General features: G+C 32.8%; 18 protein-coding genes. 15 read left to right on the forward strand and 3 right to left on the reverse strand.

What is annotated here, in order from left to right; translation table 11 throughout:
* Nucleotides 1–15 precede the first annotated feature (15 nt).
* The 12 genes from FDN13_RS11475 to FDN13_RS11535 all read left to right on the forward strand — a co-directional run bounded on the left by FDN13_RS11475 (nt 16) and on the right by FDN13_RS11535 (nt 12,586).
* A complete protein-coding gene (locus FDN13_RS11475) occupies nt 16–1,653 on the forward strand; it encodes a carbon starvation CstA family protein (RefSeq protein ID WP_138980516.1) in 1,638 nt (545 codons plus the stop codon).
* 94 nt (nt 1,654–1,747) lie between these two features.
* The gene (glmM, locus tag FDN13_RS11480) at nt 1,748–3,094 is read left to right on the forward strand and encodes a phosphoglucosamine mutase (protein ID WP_138980517.1); all 1,347 of its coding nucleotides are present in this window, start codon (nt 1,748–1,750) and stop codon (nt 3,092–3,094) included.
* 332 nt (nt 3,095–3,426) lie between these two features.
* On the forward strand, nt 3,427–5,256 hold the full coding sequence (gene glmS / locus FDN13_RS11485) for a glutamine--fructose-6-phosphate transaminase (isomerizing) (RefSeq protein WP_138980518.1): 1,830 nt from the start codon (nt 3,427–3,429) through the stop codon (nt 5,254–5,256).
* 1,002 nt (nt 5,257–6,258) lie between these two features.
* Entirely contained in the window at nt 6,259–6,813 is a 555-nt protein-coding gene (locus FDN13_RS11490) for a plasmid pRiA4b ORF-3 family protein (RefSeq protein WP_138980519.1), read from the forward strand.
* A gap of 28 nt (nt 6,814–6,841) precedes the next feature.
* Complete coding sequence (locus FDN13_RS11495) at nt 6,842–7,390, forward strand: flavodoxin domain-containing protein (RefSeq protein WP_138980520.1); 549 nt, start codon at nt 6,842–6,844, stop codon at nt 7,388–7,390.
* A gap of 61 nt (nt 7,391–7,451) precedes the next feature.
* Entirely contained in the window at nt 7,452–7,943 is a 492-nt protein-coding gene (locus FDN13_RS11500; protein ID WP_138980521.1) for a Csac_0668 family 2Fe-2S cluster-binding (seleno)protein, read from the forward strand.
* 68 nt (nt 7,944–8,011) lie between these two features.
* The gene (locus FDN13_RS11505) at nt 8,012–8,395 is read left to right on the forward strand and encodes a YkvA family protein (protein ID WP_138980522.1); all 384 of its coding nucleotides are present in this window, start codon (nt 8,012–8,014) and stop codon (nt 8,393–8,395) included.
* Nucleotides 8,396–8,437: 42 nt separating this feature from the next.
* Complete coding sequence (locus FDN13_RS11510) at nt 8,438–9,163, forward strand: sulfite exporter TauE/SafE family protein (protein WP_138980523.1); 726 nt, start codon at nt 8,438–8,440, stop codon at nt 9,161–9,163.
* Between the two features lie 40 nt (nt 9,164–9,203).
* The gene (locus FDN13_RS11515) at nt 9,204–9,641 is read left to right on the forward strand and encodes a hypothetical protein (RefSeq protein WP_138980524.1); all 438 of its coding nucleotides are present in this window, start codon (nt 9,204–9,206) and stop codon (nt 9,639–9,641) included.
* Between the two features lie 89 nt (nt 9,642–9,730).
* Complete coding sequence (locus FDN13_RS11520; protein ID WP_371414824.1) at nt 9,731–10,558, forward strand: 4Fe-4S binding protein; 828 nt, start codon at nt 9,731–9,733, stop codon at nt 10,556–10,558.
* 283 nt (nt 10,559–10,841) lie between these two features.
* Nucleotides 10,842–11,723: a MerR family transcriptional regulator gene (locus FDN13_RS11530; protein ID WP_138980525.1), complete on the forward strand. Its 882-nt coding sequence runs from the start codon at nt 10,842–10,844 to the stop codon at nt 11,721–11,723.
* Nucleotides 11,724–12,025: 302 nt separating this feature from the next.
* Complete coding sequence (locus FDN13_RS11535; protein WP_243120216.1) at nt 12,026–12,586, forward strand: UPF0236 family transposase-like protein; 561 nt, start codon at nt 12,026–12,028, stop codon at nt 12,584–12,586.
* Between the two features lie 366 nt (nt 12,587–12,952).
* On the opposite strand, the gene FDN13_RS11540 is transcribed toward FDN13_RS11535, so the two are convergent.
* From FDN13_RS11540 to istA, 3 genes are read right to left on the reverse strand one after another with little or no spacing between them, the layout of a single operon-like run.
* Nucleotides 12,953–14,158 (reverse strand): IS256 family transposase, encoded by a 1,206-nt coding sequence (locus FDN13_RS11540; RefSeq protein ID WP_138979523.1) that lies wholly within the window; start codon nt 14,156–14,158, stop codon nt 12,953–12,955.
* 57 nt (nt 14,159–14,215) lie between these two features.
* A complete protein-coding gene (gene istB / locus FDN13_RS11545; RefSeq protein WP_138980526.1) occupies nt 14,216–14,980 on the reverse strand; it encodes an IS21-like element helper ATPase IstB in 765 nt (254 codons plus the stop codon).
* Nucleotides 14,977–16,446 carry an IS21 family transposase gene (gene istA, locus FDN13_RS11550; RefSeq protein WP_138981091.1) on the reverse strand — a complete coding sequence of 490 codons (1,470 nt, stop codon included), beginning with the start codon at nt 16,444–16,446 and terminating at the stop codon, nt 14,977–14,979. Before istA ends, istB begins: the two co-directional genes overlap by 4 nt.
* A 641-nt stretch (nt 16,447–17,087) precedes the next feature.
* Between istA and FDN13_RS11555 the strand changes: the two genes are divergently transcribed.
* The 3 genes from FDN13_RS11555 (at nt 17,088) to FDN13_RS11565 (ending at nt 19,733) form a co-directional block, all read left to right on the forward strand.
* Entirely contained in the window at nt 17,088–17,882 is a 795-nt protein-coding gene (locus FDN13_RS11555) for a sugar phosphate isomerase/epimerase family protein (RefSeq protein ID WP_243120217.1), read from the forward strand.
* 236 nt (nt 17,883–18,118) lie between these two features.
* A complete protein-coding gene (locus tag FDN13_RS11560) occupies nt 18,119–18,550 on the forward strand; it encodes a C-glycoside deglycosidase beta subunit domain-containing protein (RefSeq protein ID WP_138980528.1) in 432 nt (143 codons plus the stop codon).
* Between the two features lie 133 nt (nt 18,551–18,683).
* Nucleotides 18,684–19,733: a Gfo/Idh/MocA family protein gene (locus tag FDN13_RS11565; protein ID WP_138980529.1), complete on the forward strand. Its 1,050-nt coding sequence runs from the start codon at nt 18,684–18,686 to the stop codon at nt 19,731–19,733.
* Nucleotides 19,734–20,297 lie beyond the last annotated feature (564 nt).

Below are 20,297 nucleotides of genomic sequence, written 5' to 3' on the forward strand. Positions count from 1 at the left end.
AAAGGAGGTCTTTATATGAATTCCTTAGTTCTAATCATCTTAGGTATTATACTGTTCTTAGTTGCTTATGTAACTTATGGTTCATATCTTGCTAAGCAGTGGGGTATTGATCCATCAAGAAAGACACCAGCTCATACTTTAAGGGACGATATTGACTATTGCCCAGCAAATGCAAAGGTTCTATTAGGACACCACTTTTCATCTATTGCAGGAGCAGGGCCTATTTCAGGTCCTATACAGGCTGCAATCTTTGGATGGCTCCCTGTATATCTATGGATAGTTCTTGGAAGTATCTTTGTAGGTGGAGTACACGATTGGGGTTCACTTTTTGCATCAATAAGACATGACGGTAAATCAATTGGTGAAATAATAAGAACAAATCTCGGTGAAAAAGGTAAGAAGTTATTTAATATTTTTGCATGGCTGACTCTTGTTCTTGTTGTTGCAGCATTTACTGATATTTGTGCAAGCACATTTGCTTTTAATCCTCAAAAACCAGAAGTACTGACAGGAGCACAGGCAGGTACTGCATCAGTTCTTTTTATATTCCTTGCAATGGCTTTTGGATTTTTTGTTTATAGAAAAAATGCAAATCTTGCAGTATCTACTGTTGTTGGAGTTGCACTTTTATTTTTATGTATCTGGATAGGTTATAGCTTCCCATTCATTAAACTTTCAAAGGTAGGTTGGCAGGTTATACTTATAATCTATATATTCTGTGCATCAACCCTTCCAGTTTGGCTTTTATTACAGCCAAGAGATTACCTTTGTTCTTTCCTTCTTTATGCTATGCTAATAGGTGCAGTTGTTGGAATATTTATTCTAAGACCTTCTATTGTAATACCTGCAACTACAAGCTTTGTTGTAGGATCAGGTGCTAAAGCACAGTATCTGTTCCCGATTCTATTTGTAACTGTTGCTTGTGGTGCTATATCAGGATTCCATTCACTTGTTGGTTCAGGAACAACATCAAAACAGCTAAACTCTGAAAAGGATTCAAAACTTGTAGGTTATGGAGGAATGCTTATTGAAGGCCTTGTTGCTATAGTTGCTTTAATATCTGTTGCTTATGTTGCAAAGGCTGAAGGAACTCCTGCTCAAATTTTTGCATCAGGTGTTGCTACGTTTATGAATAGCTTTGGACTTCCCATTCAGGTTGGAAAGGTATTTGTAATACTTGCATTTTCAGCATTTGCCCTAACAAGCCTTGATACTGCAACAAGAATTGGAAGATACATTTTCCAGGAATTTTTCCCAGAAAAGCAGGATGGGACAAAATCACCTCTTGCTAATATGTATGCATCAACAGCAATAACTATAGGTGCCGCAGTTATTCTTATAACTTATGGATATCTTAATATATGGCCTATATTTGGTTCAGCAAATCAGCTTCTTGCAGGATTATCACTTCTTGCAATTACAGCATGGTTTGTGAAATTAAAAAAGAAGTCATGGATGACAATAGTTCCAATGATATTTATGTTCTGTGTAACTTTAACAGCTTTAATACTTCTTATGAAGAATTTCTTTACAGGTGGGAAAATTCTGCTTGGTATAATTGCTGTTCTTCTTTTTATACTTGCAGTTGATCTTATTGTAACTTCAGTTAAAGTTCTTTCAGATAAAAGTCAAAATAGGAGCATGAATGCATAATGGGGGCCTTTAAAAGGCCCTTTTTGATTGAAAAGAGGGATTATATATGGTATTATACAGTTGTTGATTATATACAAAAATAGGAGAGATAATTATGAGTAGAATGTTTGGAACCGATGGTGTAAGAGGAATTGCAAATAAAGATCTTACTGCAGAGCTTGCTTATAAACTTGGAAGGGCAGGAGCTTATGTTTTAACAGAGGGTGCTCATAAGCCAACTATTGTTGTTGGAATGGATACAAGAATATCAGGGGACATGCTTGAGTCAGCTCTTGTTGCAGGTATATGTTCAGTCGGTGCTCATGCAGTATGCGTTGGAGTTGTTCCAACTCCTGCAGTTGCATATCTTACAAGGCTTTATAATGCTGATGCAGGAGTTGTAATATCGGCATCCCATAATCCAGTTGAATATAACGGAATAAAATTTTTTAATAAGGATGGATATAAGCTCCCAGATGAGGTTGAGGATAGGATAGAAGATGTTATTAAAAATGGCTTATCACAGGTACCATCACCAATAGGGGAAGATCTTGGAAAACGCGAGTTCAAGGAAGGTGCAGCAAGGGATTACATTGAGTTTTTAAAGGGTACAATAGATGTTGATTTTAAAGGACTTAAAATAGCTCTTGACTGTGCTGAAGGAGCATCTTATTATATTGCTCCGAAGGTTTTTGCTGAACTTGGAGCTGAGGTTTATGTAATACACAACAATCCAAATGGAAAGAATATAAATAAAAACTGTGGATCAACTCATATAGAGGAGTTAAGAAATTTTACAGTAAGAGAGGGCTGTGACATTGGCTTTGCATTTGATGGTGATGCTGACAGATGCTTAGCAGTTGATGAGAAAGGAAACGTGGTAAATGGAGACTTTTTGATGACAATTTGTGCAAAGCATTTAAAGGAAAAAGGAAAGCTTAATAAAGATACACTTGTTGTGACAGTAATGAGCAATATGGGTCTTGATATTGCTTGTAAAAGAGAAAAAATAAATACAGTAAAGACAAAGGTTGGAGACAGATATGTTTTAGAAGAGATGTTAAAAGGAGATTATAAACTTGGAGGAGAGCAGTCAGGGCATATAATTTTTCTTGAATACAATACAACAGGAGATGGAATTTTAACAGCTCTTCAAGTTGCATCAATAGTAAAAAAAGAAAATAGAGCCTTTTCAGATATTGCATCAATAATGCATGAACTTCCACAGGTTCTTATAAATGCAAAAGTATCAAATGATAAGAAGAACTTATATAAAAATGATGAAGTTATAATTTCTGAAATTAAAAAGCTTGAAGAAGCATTAGATGGCTGTGGAAGGGTTTTAATAAGACCTTCCGGAACAGAGCCATTAGTTAGGGTTATGCTTGAAGGTGAAAATCAAAAAGAGATTGAAAAGATGGCTCTTAATCTTGCACACCTTATTGAAGAAAGGTGTAATTAGCATAAAAATGTGTTAGAAAGGACCTTTTGTAAAATAAAGGTTCTTTTTTTATGTTAATTTGTAAACAAAATTAAAATTATATGCTGAAGGTATTATCATTTATCTTAAAAATTAATATAATAAAACTATAAAAAATAAGGAGGTGAAATAAGTAATATTTTTTAAAAGCGCCAGGACTTACCTTTGGTAAGTTGACGAGGATAGGGAGTATCGAATCTTCGGCGGGTGCCCTACGGTATCGCACTACCGTTAAAGGTTGATAAAAGCGGAAAGCGATTTCCGTCACAACATCAACCGGGTGTGACAATTATTTAGCAGAAAGGATGAAAAAAATGTGCGGGATAGTAGGTTATATTGGTAAAAGTAATGCAGTTCCTGTTTTGATTGATGGGCTTAAAAAGCTTGAGTACAGAGGTTATGATTCAGCTGGAGTTTGTATATTTGATGGATGCAAGCTAACAGTTACAAAGTGTAAAGGAAGGCTATCAAATCTTGAGGATAAAATTAAGGATGATCCAATCAGTGGTAATTTAGGAATAGGACATACAAGGTGGGCAACCCATGGGCAGCCTTCGGATGTAAATTCACATCCACACACTAATAAGGATATGACAATAGGCGTTGTTCACAATGGTATTATAGAAAATTATCTAAAGATAAAGGAATGGCTTATGTCCCTTGGATATGAATTTGAAACGGAAACGGATACAGAAGTAGTTCCTCATCTTATAGATTATTTTTATGATGGTGATTTAGTTCAGGCTGTAATGAAGGCTGTTGACAAACTTGAAGGATCTTATGCTCTTGGAATTATATGCAAAAATGAGCCAGATAAAATAGTTGCAGTTAGAAAGGACAGCCCTTTAATTGTTGGACTTGGAAAAGGTGAGAATTTTATTGCATCAGATATACCAGCAATTTTATCCTATACAAGGGATGTTTATCTTTTAGATAATAGAGAAATAGCTATTTTAACAAAGGATGATATAAAAATAATAACTCAAGAAGGTTTACCTGTTAATAAGGAAATATTCCATGTTACATGGGATGCTCAGTCAGCAGAAAAAGGTGGCTATGAGCACTTTATGATAAAGGAAATTCATGAGCAGCCAAAGGCAATTAAAGATACTATGACATCAAGGATTATGGCTGACTGTGATGATATTAAGCTTGATAATATAACTTTAACTAAAGAACAGCTTAAAAATATAGATAAAATTTATATTGTTGCCTGTGGCACCGCATATCATGCAGGTATGGTTGGGAAGTATGTAATTGAAAAACTTGCAAGGATTCCAGTTGAGGTTGATATTGCATCTGAATTTAGGTATAGAGATCCTATTTTAAACGAAAAGACTTTAATGATAGTTGTAAGTCAATCAGGAGAAACTGCAGATACTCTTGCAGCGCTTAAACAGGCAAAGGAAAGTGGTTCAAGAGTCATAGCTATTACTAATGTTGTTGGAAGTTCTGTTGCAAGAGAGGCTGATGATGTACTTTATACTTGGGCAGGACCTGAGATTGCAGTTGCTTCAACTAAGGCTTATGTTACACAGCTTATAGCTATGTATATAATAGCTTTATATCTTGCAAGGCTTAATGAAACTATTACAATAGAAGAGTACAGAGAAATTAGGGATGAAATGCTTACCCTTCCTGAAAAGGCTCAAATAGTTCTAAATCAAAAAGAGGAGCTTCAAAAGTTTGCTGCTTCCAATTATATGCATAAAGATATATACTACATTGGAAGAGGCCTTGACTTTGCAGTAGCTCTTGAAGGCTCACTAAAACTTAAGGAAATTTCTTATATCCATTCTGATGCCTATGCTGCTGGAGAGTTAAAACACGGATCTATTGCATTAATAGAAAAAGGCATTCCAGTTATTGCTCTTGCAACTCAAAGCCAGGTATATGATAAGATGGTAAGCAATATAAAAGAAGTGGTTTCAAGGGGAGCAAAGGTTATAGGTTTTGCTTATGAAGGAAATTGCGAAATAGAAAAGACAGTAAATCAAACAGTTTACATTCCAAAAACACTTGATATATTAGCTCCAGTTTTACTTGTAATTCCTCTTCAGCTTCTTGCATACTATACAGCAGTTGAAAAGGGGTGCGATGTAGACAAACCAAGAAACCTTGCAAAGAGCGTAACAGTTGAGTAAGATTGTATAGATTGTTTAAATTGCTGAATAATACAAATAAAGTTCACTCCATGATAATAAAGTTGACTCTATAAAAATAAAGTTCGTTCCAAAACCTCGCAGTAGACGCAGGATAACCCCTGTTTTGCTGCGGGGTTTGCGTTTTTATTGGGGAGAAGTGCTAAGGTGTAAGGATTAAGATTGTTAGGGTTAAGGAGTAAGGAATAAGGCTAAAGGCAATGATTTTAAAGGGATTGAGGAAAGTATTGATTATAGTATTGAGAGAAATATTGATACCAAGATTGATAAAAAGCATTAGAAAAAGCACATGAGAAAATGCACATGAGAAAATGCAACCTTATCCCTTTTTCCTTTCAACATATCCCTATTTGGAACCAACTTTATTTTAAAAATTGCTATAAGGATTAAGGAAAAAGTGTTAATAAATGGGATGAAATCAAGGAATTTTAGAGCGGACTTTATTATCTGGTAGAAATTAGGATGTAGGAAAATCAAGGGCTTGATGGGTGTGGGTGGAGTGGAGTTTATTTTAAATATACATAGTTAGGGGTAAGGATTTTGGGATAAGGAATAAGGGACTGTATATAAAATAATAAAGTTTGCTCCGTGATAATAAAGTTGATTCTAAAACAATAAAGTCGGTTCTGTAATAATAAAGTTGGTTCTATAAGAATAAAGTTGGTCCTGGAATAATGAAGTTATGCCATTGAAAGGTTATAAAGTGGTATGAAAATAGAATTAAAGATTAAGAATTACAAATGCAGAATGCTTGTTTCATAAGTAGCAAAATTTTATCAAAATAAAATTGAAGTTATAACGGGAATTTATTATAAGGATTTAGAGCATGGATATTAAAAAATAGAAGGAGATATTTATAGTAAGGTATTTGGATAAATAAATATTAATGTATAATGATAATAGGATATTATTTTTACTATTGCAGAATATAGAGAAATGATAAAATAGAAGTGCATCAATACAAGTAAAAGGAGTCGTGAGGGTATGAAAATTCTTCAATTGAAGATAACATTAAAAGACGTAAAGCCTCCTGTCTGGAGGAGGGTATTGGTTAGAGACGATATTACGTTTTATAAACTCCACAGGATAATCCAGTATGCGATGGGATGGTTTGAATCCCACCTTTATGAGTTCAGGCTGGGAGAAATGATTATTAGGGAAAAAGATGACGACTGGGACTTTTACGACAGATATGAAGTAAAAAGTGCAAAAAGGGTAAAGTTAAGCAGCATGAACTTTGCGCCAAAGGATAAATTCAGATATGTTTACGATTTTGGTGATGACTGGAGACATGACATTGTTGTTGAGAAGGTGCTTGGCCCAGAAGAAGGTATTAAATATCCAGTATGTATCGGTGGTAAAAGAAACTGTCCGCCTGAAGATGTAGGTGGACCGTGGGGATATGAGGACTTTCTTGAAGCAATCCAGGACCCGCAGCATCCAGAGCATGAATCCATGCTTGAATGGGTTGGGGGTTCTTTTGACCCTGAAGAATTCAGCATAGATGAAGTCAATAATATGTTGAAGATGATAAAGTAAAGATTAAGTGTTTGTATTAACCAAATTAATGAGGAGGACAACATTATGGCAGACAATAGATAAATCAAAATATGGCAGCGCACAACGCTATGCACAGTGGATTGCAGATGAAGTCAAGGCGGATTTATTTGAAAGGTCTAAAATTACACTAAATGACATACTCAAATATGATACAATTGTTTATGGCGGTTCACTGTATGCTGCTGGTATTTTGGGTATCTCACTTATAAAAAAGAACTTCGACAGAATGAAAGATAAAAAAGTGATAGTATTCTCTGTAGGTGCGTCTCCCGCACATCCTGAAGCAATAAACGATATTATAAACAATAATTTTACTGAAGAAATGAAGGAGAAAGTCCATTTCTTCCACTTGCGGGGTGGCTTCAATTATAAAAAGTTAAATCTAATTGATAAGCTTTTAATGTATCTTTTAAAGAAGAAAATTGAGCATAAAAAACCTGATGAACTTACCGACGATGAAAAAGGAATGCTTGCATGCTATAAACATCCTGTTGACTGGACAAATGAAAAATCAATAAAACCTATTGTTGAATTAATAAAAAGTAGAACCAAATGACAGTTATATACAACATAAATAGAAATTATAATAAAAATTGGTATAAGAGAGGGAAGTAAAAATGACAAATAAAAAAATAAATACCTGTTGCTGTTGTGGTGGAAAAGAGACATCTCATAAAATAGAAAATGACAATACATGTCCTGTGTGTAAAACATCAGGAGTCAAAGTAAAAAATATTACAGTCAGACATTTGGTAGTTGATACATTAACAGAATTGGTCGGAGATACAGATTATTATATATGCATGAATGAAGAATGTGACATTGTTTATTATAATCCAGAATTAGGTGTTAAATTTAATAAGCAGCAAGTGAAAGTGCCTATATGGTTTAAAAAAGATGCCAATCCTAAATATGCCTGCTACTGCAGCAAAGTTACTGAGGAGCAGGTTATAAATGCCGTTATAAAAGATGGGGTAAAAACAGTTAAGGATATTATAGAAATCACAGGGGCTATGAAAAACAGCCAATGTGAAAAGAATAACCCCTTAGGGAAGTGCTGCCACAAGATAATTCAGGAGGCTATAGATAAAGGGTTATCCATGAAATGAAATAAATATGATTGTATTTTTATATATTATATAAGATATAAAAAATGGAATGCATGAGAGGTTTGAGTATGATAAAAAGAATGAAAGAAAAAATAAATGAATTAAAGAAGCAGGTTTTTGCTTTATATCTGGCATATAAAAAGAAGGAGACGCCTTTAATTGCAAAGGTCTTTACTGCTATTGTTGTTGCATATGCACTAAGCCCCATAGACCTGATACCTGACTTTATTCCTGTATTAGGATATTTGGACGACTTCATACTGATACCTATGGGTGTTGCAATTGCATTAAAGTTGATACCAGTAGAAATTATGGAAGAATGCAGGAAAGAAGCCGAGACAAAATTGAAAAGTGATATTCCAGAAGCCAAGGCAGCAGGTGTGATTATTGTAATGCTGTGGATATTAATTTTAGGATTTATCGGGTATAGAATACTTAAAATTATTATATAGATAAGATATTATAAATTATTTAAATAGAAAGAAGGGATCAATTTGGATACTCTATGGACATACATTGTTCTTTTCGCAGGCAGTTTTTTGGCTGCTGCAATATCAGGAGCAGCAGGTTTTGGAGGTGCGTTGCTGTTGCTTCCACTCTTATCGAAAACAATTGGTACAACAATGGCTGTGCCGATATTAACAATTGCACAGTTAATTGGCAATTTATCACGGGTTTTCTTTGGTTTTAAACAAATTAAATGGAAACCTGTATATATGTTTATAATAGGTGCAGTACCAATGAGTGTCTTAGGAGCATTTTCTTTTGTAAAAGTGCAGAAAGAAATCATTACAAGAGGAATTGGATTTGCTATTATTGTTTTTGTGGCATTAAAATATTTCAAAGTGCTTAAATTTGAACCTAGCGACAGAACAATGCTGATTGGCGGGGCAGTGACAGGTTTGATTTCAGGTCTTGTCGGCAGCGCAGGACCGATAGGGGCGGCATTGTTTCTTTCATTGAACCTTTCACCTGTATCATACATTGCAAGTGAAGCAGTAACTGCTGTTGCTATGCACATTTCAAAGACAGTTATTTATCAGAGGTATCTTGGTATTGGACTATATGCGCTGGGAATTGGATTATTCATGGGTATTGCTATGATTACAGGCACATGGGCTGGCAAAAAAGTGATTGAAAAAATGCCTAAAGAAAAATTTGTGAAGTTTGTAGGTATTCTTTTAACACTTATTGGATTACAAATGATGATATGGGGTTAAGTAATTCTCCAATTCAATTTATTAGAAGGGGTAGATAAGTTTGCTTTTTAGCAGTGAACAGGTTAACAGGGGCATGAAAATCGTAAATACAGGTATAATTATTTTAATTTTTCTTTTACTTGCAGATATTGCTATAAGTTTAGTATCTAAAGGTATTAAAGGATTAACGGGAAAAACATTTATTAGTGGAATAATTCTATTTAACATATTTTTGTACTGTAAAGGCAACAGGATAGCATTTAAAATAACAATGTTTTTACTTTCAGGAGTTTATATTTTTATCTTTGGTTTACTGCCTGTCTATTTGGTTTTTGGACTGCTGCGCATGCTAAATATTTTGGATGCTTTTGGCGGTGCTTTATATTTGGTTGTCCCAGGCATAATTATTACAGCAGTAAGTATTTTGGTATTTAAAACAGAATTTTATGAGGATGTTCTGGCTTTTAAAACTTACTGGCTGGAAAAGATAAAAAAGTGAACTAGCATATTAAAGAAGAAAAATTAGAGCCAAGGGGTTAAGGAATGATTCTAAAAATACAGTAAAGATGTATCGTGAGGTGGACAAGATTGAGAAAATTTAAAATACCGATATATATGCTTATGATATTTATTTGCATATCAATTGGCTTGTGGATTTGGTCTGATAATGTTTTCTATCTCTTCAATTTCATGTATATAGGCTTTCTTGTGTCTTTCGGTATCTTCTTGCTGATAAAAAAATACAAATATTCAAGACAGGTTGTGCAGTTTGGCGTGGGATTATATATGCTTGCCTATCTTGGGCTTATATGCCGTGAGAATATGCAGATAGAAGGTTTCTGGTACTACTTGTTCATGGGGGTGTTTCAAGCAGCAGTAATACATTATGCTGTAGCCAAAATTATTGGCCCGCTGTTATTTGGAAGAGGATGGTGCGGATATGCCTGTTGGACTGCTGCTGTTCTAGATTTGCTGCCTTATAGAATACCTGAAAATCCTCGGATAAAAAGACTATCATTTATACGGTATGTGATGTTTTTAGCCTCTATTTTATTTATAAGTGCGTTGTTCTTATTAAAAGTCCGTGACATTGAAGTTGTGATGTTTTGGAGTTTTATTGCGGGGAATATCATATACTATACAGTTGGAATAATAATGGCTTTCATACTGAAAGACAACAGGGCTTTTTGTAAATATATCTGTCCTATAACTGTATTTTTAAAACCATCAAGTTATTTTTCTCTTCTAAGGGTAAAATCAGACAGCCAAAAGTGCATTTCTTGCGGAAAATGCAAAAGAGTATGTCCCATGAATGTAGATATTTTAGACAGCAAAAGAAGCAGGGAAAATGGGACAGAGTGCATTTTATGCATGGAATGTGTGAAAAGTTGTCCTAAAAGCGCTGTTTACTTTTAAACACGATAAAAAGGGTGTTAATTAACCAGATTATAGAAGGATTGATTGCGCCGAATCAGGGGTTTTTCCCTGAATATACATCAGGAGAATATAAAAGAGGGAACTGCACTATGATTGTAAGCAGGGGGCTTGGAAACAGCATTATTCCCCAAAGGATTTTCAACCATCCAGAGATTGTTGTTTTGACGCTGTCAAAATAAAAGGAAGTATTTTAAACTTTATACAAAATAGGTATTGACTATCACCTTAGGTGTTAGCCTATGATAATTACGAGGTGATAAGAATGTTAATTAAAGATGTATGTAGAGAATGTAAATTGACGAAGAAAGCAGTTGAGTATTATGAACAGGAGGGACTTATATCTCCAAGGGTAGAGGATAATGGTTATCGGAATTACAGTGATGAAGATATTCCTGTATTAAAAGAAATTGGAGTTTTAAGGAAATTAGGCATTAGTATTTCTGAAATCAAAGGTATTCTTGCAAGTAAAAATAAAGCCGCTGCTCTGGCAAAGTGCAAATATAAAATGGATTTAGAAGTTGAAAAATCAATGGTTAAGAAAAAATGCCTGGAACAGTTAATAAAAGACTATGACATTGAGCAGGCAATTACCTATATTGAAAAAGACATTGAGAAGCAATTTACAATCAAAGAGAAACTGCTGCAAGCATTTCCAGGAGGTTATGGGATGTATCTATGCGTACATTTTGGACAGTTTCTTAATGGGAGAATTGATACTGAGGAAAAAGAAAGGGCATATAATAAAATTGTTGATTATTTGGATAAAATTCAAGAAATAGAATTTCCCAAAGAACTGGAAGAATTTTTGCAGCAGGGTCTTGGACAGATGAAAGAAGCAGATATGCAGAGAATTAATTCATCTATAATAGATTCAGTAAATAATATAGATATGTATATAGAAGAAAATAAAGAAGACATTGAAAAATATTTGGAATACAGAAACTCAGATGAATATAAAAAATCACCAGCCTGTAAAATACAGCAATTATTATTGAAATTTCAGCAAGATAGCGGATATTACGATATATTTATTAAAAATTTAAAAATATTGAGCGACTCATATAGGGAGTATTTTGAAAAACTCCAGGCTGCAAATAAAGCATTTATAGATAAATATCCACAATTTGATAATATTTATTTATAAGGTGTAGTTCTACAATAATAATCTTATGACAAGCAAACTTATCAAAAATTAAAGAATTAATAAAAGTCACGGTAAAATAAGAGTAAAAACCTTATTAAAACCGTGACTTGTTTTTATCTGGAAAGAGTTTGGGAAATAGTATTAAGGCGAGAGGGGCAAGGCTTTAGGGGTATTAGGTTTTGCCATGATTTTTTGTGAATACAACAGTATATATTAATATTAATGGGTTATAAGAATATTTTTGTACAAAATGGAAGTTAGTGTAAAATTATTGTAGGATAATAGGATATATTGCCATAGAATTGAAGAGAAGATATCATCCTGCTAAAATAAATAAATTGGAAAACAAATCTAAAATAGAAAGAATGACATCTTCTATGTACAACAGTATACAACAATTTAATGAATTTGGGGTAAAGAAAATTGAAAAAGAAATAAAAAATTTCATAAGTGAAAGAAAAGATTTTGCTGATTTAGTTTTGGGATTAAGGGAAGAACTTTTTGAATTGGGGAAAAACATACTAACTGAAGTTTTAGAGGATATGGATGAATATATTCGTAATAGTGAACATAGAAAAAAGAGTTGGGAAATAGTAAGGAAAGATAAAACAAGTCTTTTAACCAGCTTTGGAATGATTAGATATAACAGGACGTATTTTAAATCTAAAAAAGATGGCAAAAGGCACTATCTTGTTGATGAGATAGTAGGAATAGGACCACATGATAGGATAAGTTCAGATGTAGTGATAAATGCAATTGAAGAGGCTATTAAAAGTAGTTATAGAAAAGCAGGAGAAAAAGCAGCATACATGTTATTGTCAATAAAAATTCCCCACTTTCGGGAAGATTTTTTCCCCACCTAAAAAGGTAAAAAAATAAACACTTAATATTTATTTATCTTTAGATAAGGATTCCTCTGACATTGCCTTAATAACTGGGAGTGTAAATAAATCTGTGTATTTAGTTGAGGAGCAACTCCTTCAAGACAAGTTTTAGACTAAATCCAAAAAGATATTTTATTTACTTTCACTACTAATTGTTACCATAAATTAGGTTTTTATGCATAATGTTGATTAATTTTGGTTAAAATTTTTATAATGAGTGGGTCTATGTCTATGCATAACAAACTCGCGATTAGAGCATTGTTATAATTTTTGAAGCGAAAGGAGACCTAGGTCGACTGAAGCTTCAAAAATTTTTTGTTTTTTGTAAATTATATTTAGTATTAGCTATATTCTTCCCGGATATATTATCATAAGCTGATTGATTACCATATCCCAGTTTCTATACCTTTGAGTCCACTTCTTATCTATATTTTTAACCGATAGATAAAGCATTTTTTCTAATGACAAATCTGTGGGGAATATAGTTTTTGTCTTAGTTACTTTTCTAAACTGCCTGTGTAGACTTTCTATTATGTTTGTAGTATACATGATTTTTCTTATTTCATCAGGGAATTTAAAGAAAGGTGATATTACATCCCAGTTGTTTTCCCAACTCTTAATTGCATATGGATATTGAGAGCCCCATTTCTGTTCTACTTCCTTAAGTTTTTCTTTAGCTACCTCCTCATTCAATGCGTTATATACATTTTTAAAGTCTTTTGTAAACTCTTTAAGATGTTTGTATGAAACATATTTAAATGAATTTCTCAATTGATGTATTATGCACCTTTGTATTTCTGACTTTGGATAAGCTGCTTGTATAGCTTCTTTCATTCCAGTGAGACCATCAACACAGAAAACCAGAACATCTTCTACACCCCTGCCCTTAAGGTCGTTAAGGACTCCAAGCCAGAATCTTGATGATTCATTTTCTCCTATCCATATACCAAGAACTTCTTTATATCCCTCAATGTTAACCCCAAGAACAACATAAGCTGCACGATTAAGAATACGTCCTTCTTCTCTTACTTTATAGTGTATAGCATCCATAAATATAAAGGAATAAATTTTTTCTAAAGGTCTACTTTGCCATTCCTTAACTTCTGGAATAATACGATCTGTAATTTTACTAACAAGCTCTGGTGATATATCTATGCCATAGAGATCTTTAATTTGATCCTGTATATCTCTTGTGCTCATTCCTCTAGCATAAAGGGATATTATCTTATCTTCAATTCCAGAGATATCTGTTTTATTTTTAGGAACAATTTTAGGCTCAAATTCGCCATTTCTGTCTCTTGGGACATCGATTTCCATTTCACCAAATTCAGTTTTAATTGTTTTTTTAGAAAATCCATTTCTGCTGTTATCGGTTTGCTTATTTTTTACATCATATTTTTCATAGCCTAAAGTTGTATCAAGCTCCGCTTGAAGCATTTCTTCTAAGACATCTTTAAATAATTCTTTAAGGGTAGATTGGATTCCAGCTACACTTGTGATGTTATTTTCTTTAATAAATTCTTTTAGTTGTGCTTTTGATAAAAGTGACATTAAAAATCTCCTCCTTGTCCTTTTCTCTTAATTCTTGCCAAGAAGGAGATACTTAAATCACTTTACACAAAATTTTTTACATACTCTAATAACTCCTTCTCTTTGCTTCATTCTATAGCTCTCACCTTTTATAACTACAAAATGGCAATGATGTACAAACCTATCCAAAATAGCGGTAGCTAAGACAGGATCATAAAAAATTCTTGCCCATTCTTCAAATACTTTATTAGACGTTATAATTATAGAGCCATTCTCATATCTTCTTGAGATTATTTCATAAAAATCATCAACGCTATTTTGATTAAGCTTCTTAAGTCCTAATTCATCTAATATAAGTAAATCAGGTGCTGTATAATATCTTAGCTTTTGATGAAAAGAATTATCTGCCCTTGATATATAAAGCTCTTCTAGCATTTCATTTACGGTAGTAAAAAGTACTTTATACCCTTGGGCAACTGCTTTTAACCCTATAGAAATAGCTAAATGAGTTTTACCTGTTCCTGGCGGACCTATAAAGGCCACATTTTCTTTTTTGCGGACAAATTCACAGGTCGCCAGATTATATATAAACCTTTTATTTATATTAGGTTGATAATTAAAATTATATTCTTCAAGGGTTTTATGTTGTGGAAACTTTGCTTTACTTGTTCTTTTTATATTGCTATTATTTTGTCTATTTAAAACTTCGTCATTTATAAGTAGTTCAAAAAATTCCATATAGGATAAGTTGCTTTTCAATGCTTCTTCATTTCTAACATCAAGAGTCTTTATTATTCCTGAAAGCTTTAAATCCCTAAGACGTATCATCAATGAATCATTCATCTTTTTAACTCTCCTAAGACTGATAATTTATCATATTCTTTTAAATCTCTTGTAAGGCATGTTTCTTTCTCATTTGTATAGCTTTCATTTGATTGTACTGGTAAATTTATTATTCGTTTTTCACATATTCTTTTTACAACTTTATAGCTGTATGCATCATATGATATAGCTCTTAAGCAGGCTGCGTCTATTACTTCATCACTATAATCCTTCCTTAAAGATAATATACCTGCAATAGTTCTATAATCATATTTTTTAAGTTTATCCTGATTTATGAAGTTTTCAAAGAACTTAAGGGCATTATCCCCAACCTCTTTAATTTCTTTTCTTTGTCTTGACAATATATCTTCACTTGATATATTCTTACTAGTAGGATAATGTTCATTATTTGTTGTGTAATGGCCCTTATCACCCTTCCAAAGTGAGTGTAGGGCTATTTCTTTTTCTTTAAAGTAGATTTTAACTAAATCATTTACTATGATGGCCTCAACTTCTTGTCCAATGTATGCATAAGGTACTGAATAATAATTACCGTCATAAGATATGTGGCAGTTTGTATTGACTTTACATTTGACAGAGTGAGATAAGATAAAGTCCTCTGTTGGAAGTGGTAAGAGTTTCTCTTTTTCTATTGAGTTGAAAACTTCAGCGGGAATTTTCTTTGTTGTACCATGCTTTCTTGCATTGGCAATAGTATTAAGCCATAATTTTGAAAAGCTTATCGCTTCATCTATGTTTTTAAAATCTCTTCCTTTAAAGCAATTATTCTTTACATAATCAACACTAGATTCCACTTTTCCCTTATCTGTTGGAGTTCTTACTCTGCAGGGCTGTGCCCAAAATCCATAATGAGCAGCGAAAGCTGCATAATTTTTTTGTACCGTTGGTTCATAAAAGTCTGCTTCTAAAATTCCAGATTTTAAATTGTCTATTTTTACTGTTTCAGGGACCCCTCCAAAATATTTAAAAGCATTTTTATGACATTCTATAAATGTTTTAACTGATTGATTTAGCACAACTTCTATATACATATATCTTGAATAACTTAATGTCATTACAAAAACCCATGCCTTTTTATGCTTGCCATTTACATTTATTGTACCTATGTATCCAAAATCAACCTGTGCTTCTTCCCCTGGAAGAGCATTTAATACCATATAGGCCTTTGGAGGCTGATTTTTTATACTATTAACATATCTTTTTACTGTATCATAGCTGCCTGTAAAATTAAATTCTCTTTGCATGTCTTGAAATATTCGCATCGCTCCAAGATCTTTAGCAACTTGAATATTAATATATTCTTTATATGGATCAAGGATAGAAGGTTTTGTTTTCCTTTCCACTACTCCTTTCTCATCAATTTTATTAAGTACATTTCTTACTGTTTTTCTATCGATTTTAAGAATTGATGCAATTTGAGTTTTGTTATATCCCTTTTTGAAAAGTGTTTTTATTGTTGTATGCATTTCTACCCCCAGCATTTTAATCCCTCCTTTAAAGATATTTTAATCTTCAAAGGAGTATTATTTCCATTCTTGCTGGGGAAAAAATCTTCCCTTTTTCGGGTAATTTTATTTTACCAGTAACAATGTATTACAACAAAAGGCATGAGAGAATAGGGCACCTTTTCTAAGATGGTTAAGTTTTATATTTTATTTTTTAATCTAAATTTCATTTTTTAAATCTGAATTATATTAATTGAATAAAATTATTAATTAATTAGTATAAAAAAAAGAAATTTTTTTGAAATTACAAATGTTAAATTAAAATTAAACTAAATTAAGTATCAATGCTGATAATTGACCTAGATAATCAAAATTTTGGATAAAGGAATTTTGGAAAAAATTCCAATATAAGAGGAGATGGTATAGATATTATATACCATACCTATTGGAAGGTATTGTAAAAGTTAAGGGGAGAAGCATTTGAATTATGTAGTAAAAAATGCGATAAGGTATAACAGAAGGAATCATGTACCATGTAGTGATGGTTAAAAAATTGTTATTCAATCTATTAAAAAAAGAAAGGTGAGGTATGTATGAATAAAATAATTGGTCCTAAACGAGGTGTTTCGCTTTATAGTTATTCAGGTGAATTTGGCATAACAATGGAATTAGAAGATTGTTTTAAGGATTTGTACGATATGGGGGCTTGTGGAATAGAAATTCTAGCAAATTCGCACATTGATAATTATCCAGAATTAAGCGAAGAATTTGTTGAGAAGTGGCAGTATTTGTGCAATAAATATGAAATTGAGCCAGTAGAATATGGTCATTGGTTAGATACAAGGCTTTATCGTGATAGAAATCTTACATTAAAAGAATGTTTGGAAATGTTGGAGCAGGATTTTAAAATTGCTAACAAACTTGGATTTCACATATTGAGGACAAAGCTTGGCGTCATAGATGATTTTTTGAATCCAGTTGAAAATTGGAGGGAAATAATTACAGCAGCTCTTCCTCTTGCAGAAAAATACAATGTGGTTATGTGCCCGGAAATTCATTTACCAACAATTCTATCGGATAAAATGGTAGAAGATTATGTGAATTTTATTATAAAAACTAATACAAAGAATTTTAGGTTAAATATTGATATGAGTGTATTTCAAAATCGTTTTGATTTAACCGAATTACCATATCCAGATGAAAGACATTCGGAGCCTGAAGAACTAATTCCATTGCTTCCTTATGTTAAGTGTATTCATGCAAAATTCAATGCGATGGATGATAATTTTAATGAAATGACCATTCCATATCCACCTGTACTTGAAATTTTAAAGGAGCATAAATGGGACGGCTATTTAATAAGCGAATACGAGGGAGTAAATAAAGACGTCCCAGGCTACACTTCACATGAGTTAAGAAAACATCATGTTATGATGAAACGGATATTGGGATATTAAAGTGGTCTATATACAACAAATAGACTGTGTAAGAAATGGCAATTTTAGTGTATGGGTATACATAAAAGAGCGGGAAAGTACAAGAATTAGAAAAAATCCGTATTAACTTTAAAATAATACTACAGTTATCTCATCTCAAAAGAAAACATAAAGGACAATCGTAAATCTTCTTTATTAAATTTTTATAAGGTGATACAGATTTGTGTCTGTAATAATTATGCGAGGAGGAAGTAAAGATGTTAGAGAAAGAAGTCATTCAATATAGAGGTTTTCATAACATATATGAAAACGGTGTTTGTGTAGGTTTTCAATTATGCATACGATCACCCTATTACCGTGGTGTCTGGTTGTCTCAGATTCGACCTGGTCGTGTAATTGTAGATGGCGAAATATTTCCATGGGATACTATTATCTGGGTTATTAATGGCAGGGAGTATACTACTGATGAACTTTCTAAAAGTGGTCGAGAATTCTGGAGGCTTACTGAACCAGCAGTTCTAAAGGTAAAAAAACCTGGCGGACTAAAGCAAGGTTATCATGACGTTAGTGTACGGTTTGGTTTTAGCTCTTCTTATATGCCTCCATCTATGGATCAATTTAGTGATGATGCTGAATATACTACATTTAACGGGGGGACTTATTCTAGAAAGAATATGATAATTGTTTAAAACAGAGGGGCTCAAAATGATTTGCAGTTAATAGAAAAGCTGTCGCAAAATATATAAATATATAATTGCGAGTTAAGACTTAGTTTGGAATATGTTAACAAACAATTAAAACTAAAAATGAAAGGTGAATTTTATGGATATTCATTTAGGTATTATCGGATATGGAGGAATGGGAAAATGGCATGCTAAAAATGCTGCAAGAGCTGCTGGCGTAAAAGTAGCTGCTGTTTGTGATATTGATGAGGAAAAAATTAAAGAAGGTACAAAAGATGGATTTGTTACCTATTCTTCTGCTGAAGAACTTCTAGCAGATTCAAATGTTAATACTGTTGTGTTGACTGTACCGAATCATTTACATAAAGAAATGTGCTTAAAAGCTGCTGTTGCTAAAAAAAATGTTATTACAGAAAAACCTGCAGCATTAAGTGTGGCTGAACTTGATGAAATGGAATCAATATGCAAAAAAGAGGGGGTATTCCTTACTGTTCATCAAAATAGAAGATGGGATAAAGATATGCTCATTATAAAAAAAATTTATGAGGAAGGGATTTTAGGCAAAATTTTTAGTATTGAATCTAAGTTGCATTCAGCAAATGGGTATATGCACGAATGGCATTTGTATAAAAAGTATGGTGGTGGCATGCTCTACGATTGGGGGCCTCATCTAATCGACCAAATACTTTTTATGATGCCCAATGCGAAAATAAAAAGTTTATACGCAGATATAAAGAATGTATTGCATGAGGAAGTTGATGATTATTTTAAAATATTAATGAAGATGGATAATGGTATAACGGTGCATATAGAGCTTTCAACATATATGTTAAAATATGCTCCACGTTGGGTTGTGGGAGGAGATAAAGGAACAGCCGTGATAAACAGTTTCGCTTGTGATGGTACGATTTACCGTACGGGCAAGCTTCTCGAAAAGCTACCGCCACAAATCACTGAGACAATAGCAGGTCCGACAAGGCAGTTCGCTCCGGTTCCTCCTGGAGGGATCATAGAAGAGCCTTTGCCACAAGTAGAATCAGACTGGGTAGATTTTTATAAAAATGTCAGAGATGTGTTAAACGGTAAAGCAGAGTCTCTTATTAAGATTTCAGAGGTGCGCAGAGTATTAGCAGTTATGGAGGCAGTAAGGCGATCGGCAGAAAGTGGTGAAGCTATCGCCTTTGAATAAAATAAGAATAAGAACGAAATATGATTTGTTATACAGCAAAATAAATTTCATTCCATAATCCCGTAGTAAATGCAGGATAATCCCTGCTTTACTGCGGGGTTTGTTTTTTTGAAGCAAGAAAAATATATTATTTTATTGAATAAAAGAAAATAGAGCAGAAAAATAAGTAACTGCTATTTCTGAATATAGATTAAAGAAGCTTTTTTCAGTTTCCTAAAAGAAATAGATAAAATTAATAGAAACATTATACAAGCAGAGGGACGGTTACTTATTTCATACACAATATCTTCAAAATTAGGGGGCCATCCATAAAATATTATGTTTATTTAATATAATAAGTAACCGTCCCTCCTGTTATAAAAGTGAGGCTTCTAATTACGTTTACCAAGGGACAGTTAATTATTTTTTATATTTAAGATACAATTAGTACAAGCTATTAGATAAGAATACAGTTAATATTTATTTTAATTTTTTAAAAGTCAATTAATAATATATGTTTTTAAAAATGTTTTTTAATATAATATATATTAAAGATATGTAGTAAAAAAGTTGAAAATAATAGAA

The organism is Caloramator sp. E03 (genome assembly GCF_006016075.1).
In the GTDB taxonomy this organism is placed as follows: domain Bacteria; phylum Bacillota; class Clostridia; order Clostridiales; family Caloramatoraceae; genus Caloramator_B.

Excerpts from the sequence above, each read along its gene's own strand:
- FDN13_RS11475 (WP_138980516.1), top strand. The coding sequence starts at position 16 with ATGAATTCCTTAGTTCTAATCATCTTAGGTATTATACTGTTCTTAGTT.
- glmM (WP_138980517.1), top strand. The coding sequence starts at position 1,748 with ATGAGTAGAATGTTTGGAACCGATGGTGTAAGAGGAATTGCAAATAAA.
- glmS (WP_138980518.1), top strand. The coding sequence starts at position 3,427 with ATGTGCGGGATAGTAGGTTATATTGGTAAAAGTAATGCAGTTCCTGTT.
- FDN13_RS11490 (WP_138980519.1), top strand. The coding sequence starts at position 6,259 with ATGAAAATTCTTCAATTGAAGATAACATTAAAAGACGTAAAGCCTCCT.
- FDN13_RS11495 (WP_138980520.1), top strand. The coding sequence starts at position 6,842 with ATGAGGAGGACAACATTATGGCAGACAATAGATAAATCAAAATATGGC.
- FDN13_RS11500 (WP_138980521.1), top strand. The coding sequence starts at position 7,452 with ATGACAAATAAAAAAATAAATACCTGTTGCTGTTGTGGTGGAAAAGAG.
- FDN13_RS11505 (WP_138980522.1), top strand. The coding sequence starts at position 8,012 with ATGATAAAAAGAATGAAAGAAAAAATAAATGAATTAAAGAAGCAGGTT.
- FDN13_RS11530 (WP_138980525.1), top strand. The coding sequence starts at position 10,842 with ATGTTAATTAAAGATGTATGTAGAGAATGTAAATTGACGAAGAAAGCA.
- FDN13_RS11540 (WP_138979523.1), bottom strand. The coding sequence starts at position 14,158 with ATGTCACTTTTATCAAAAGCACAACTAAAAGAATTTATTAAAGAAAAT.
- istB (WP_138980526.1), bottom strand. The coding sequence starts at position 14,980 with ATGAATGATTCATTGATGATACGTCTTAGGGATTTAAAGCTTTCAGGA.
- istA (WP_138981091.1), bottom strand. The coding sequence starts at position 16,446 with ATGCATACAACAATAAAAACACTTTTCAAAAAGGGATATAACAAAACT.
- FDN13_RS11555 (WP_243120217.1), top strand. The coding sequence starts at position 17,088 with ATGGAATTAGAAGATTGTTTTAAGGATTTGTACGATATGGGGGCTTGT.
- FDN13_RS11560 (WP_138980528.1), top strand. The coding sequence starts at position 18,119 with ATGTTAGAGAAAGAAGTCATTCAATATAGAGGTTTTCATAACATATAT.
- FDN13_RS11565 (WP_138980529.1), top strand. The coding sequence starts at position 18,684 with ATGGATATTCATTTAGGTATTATCGGATATGGAGGAATGGGAAAATGG.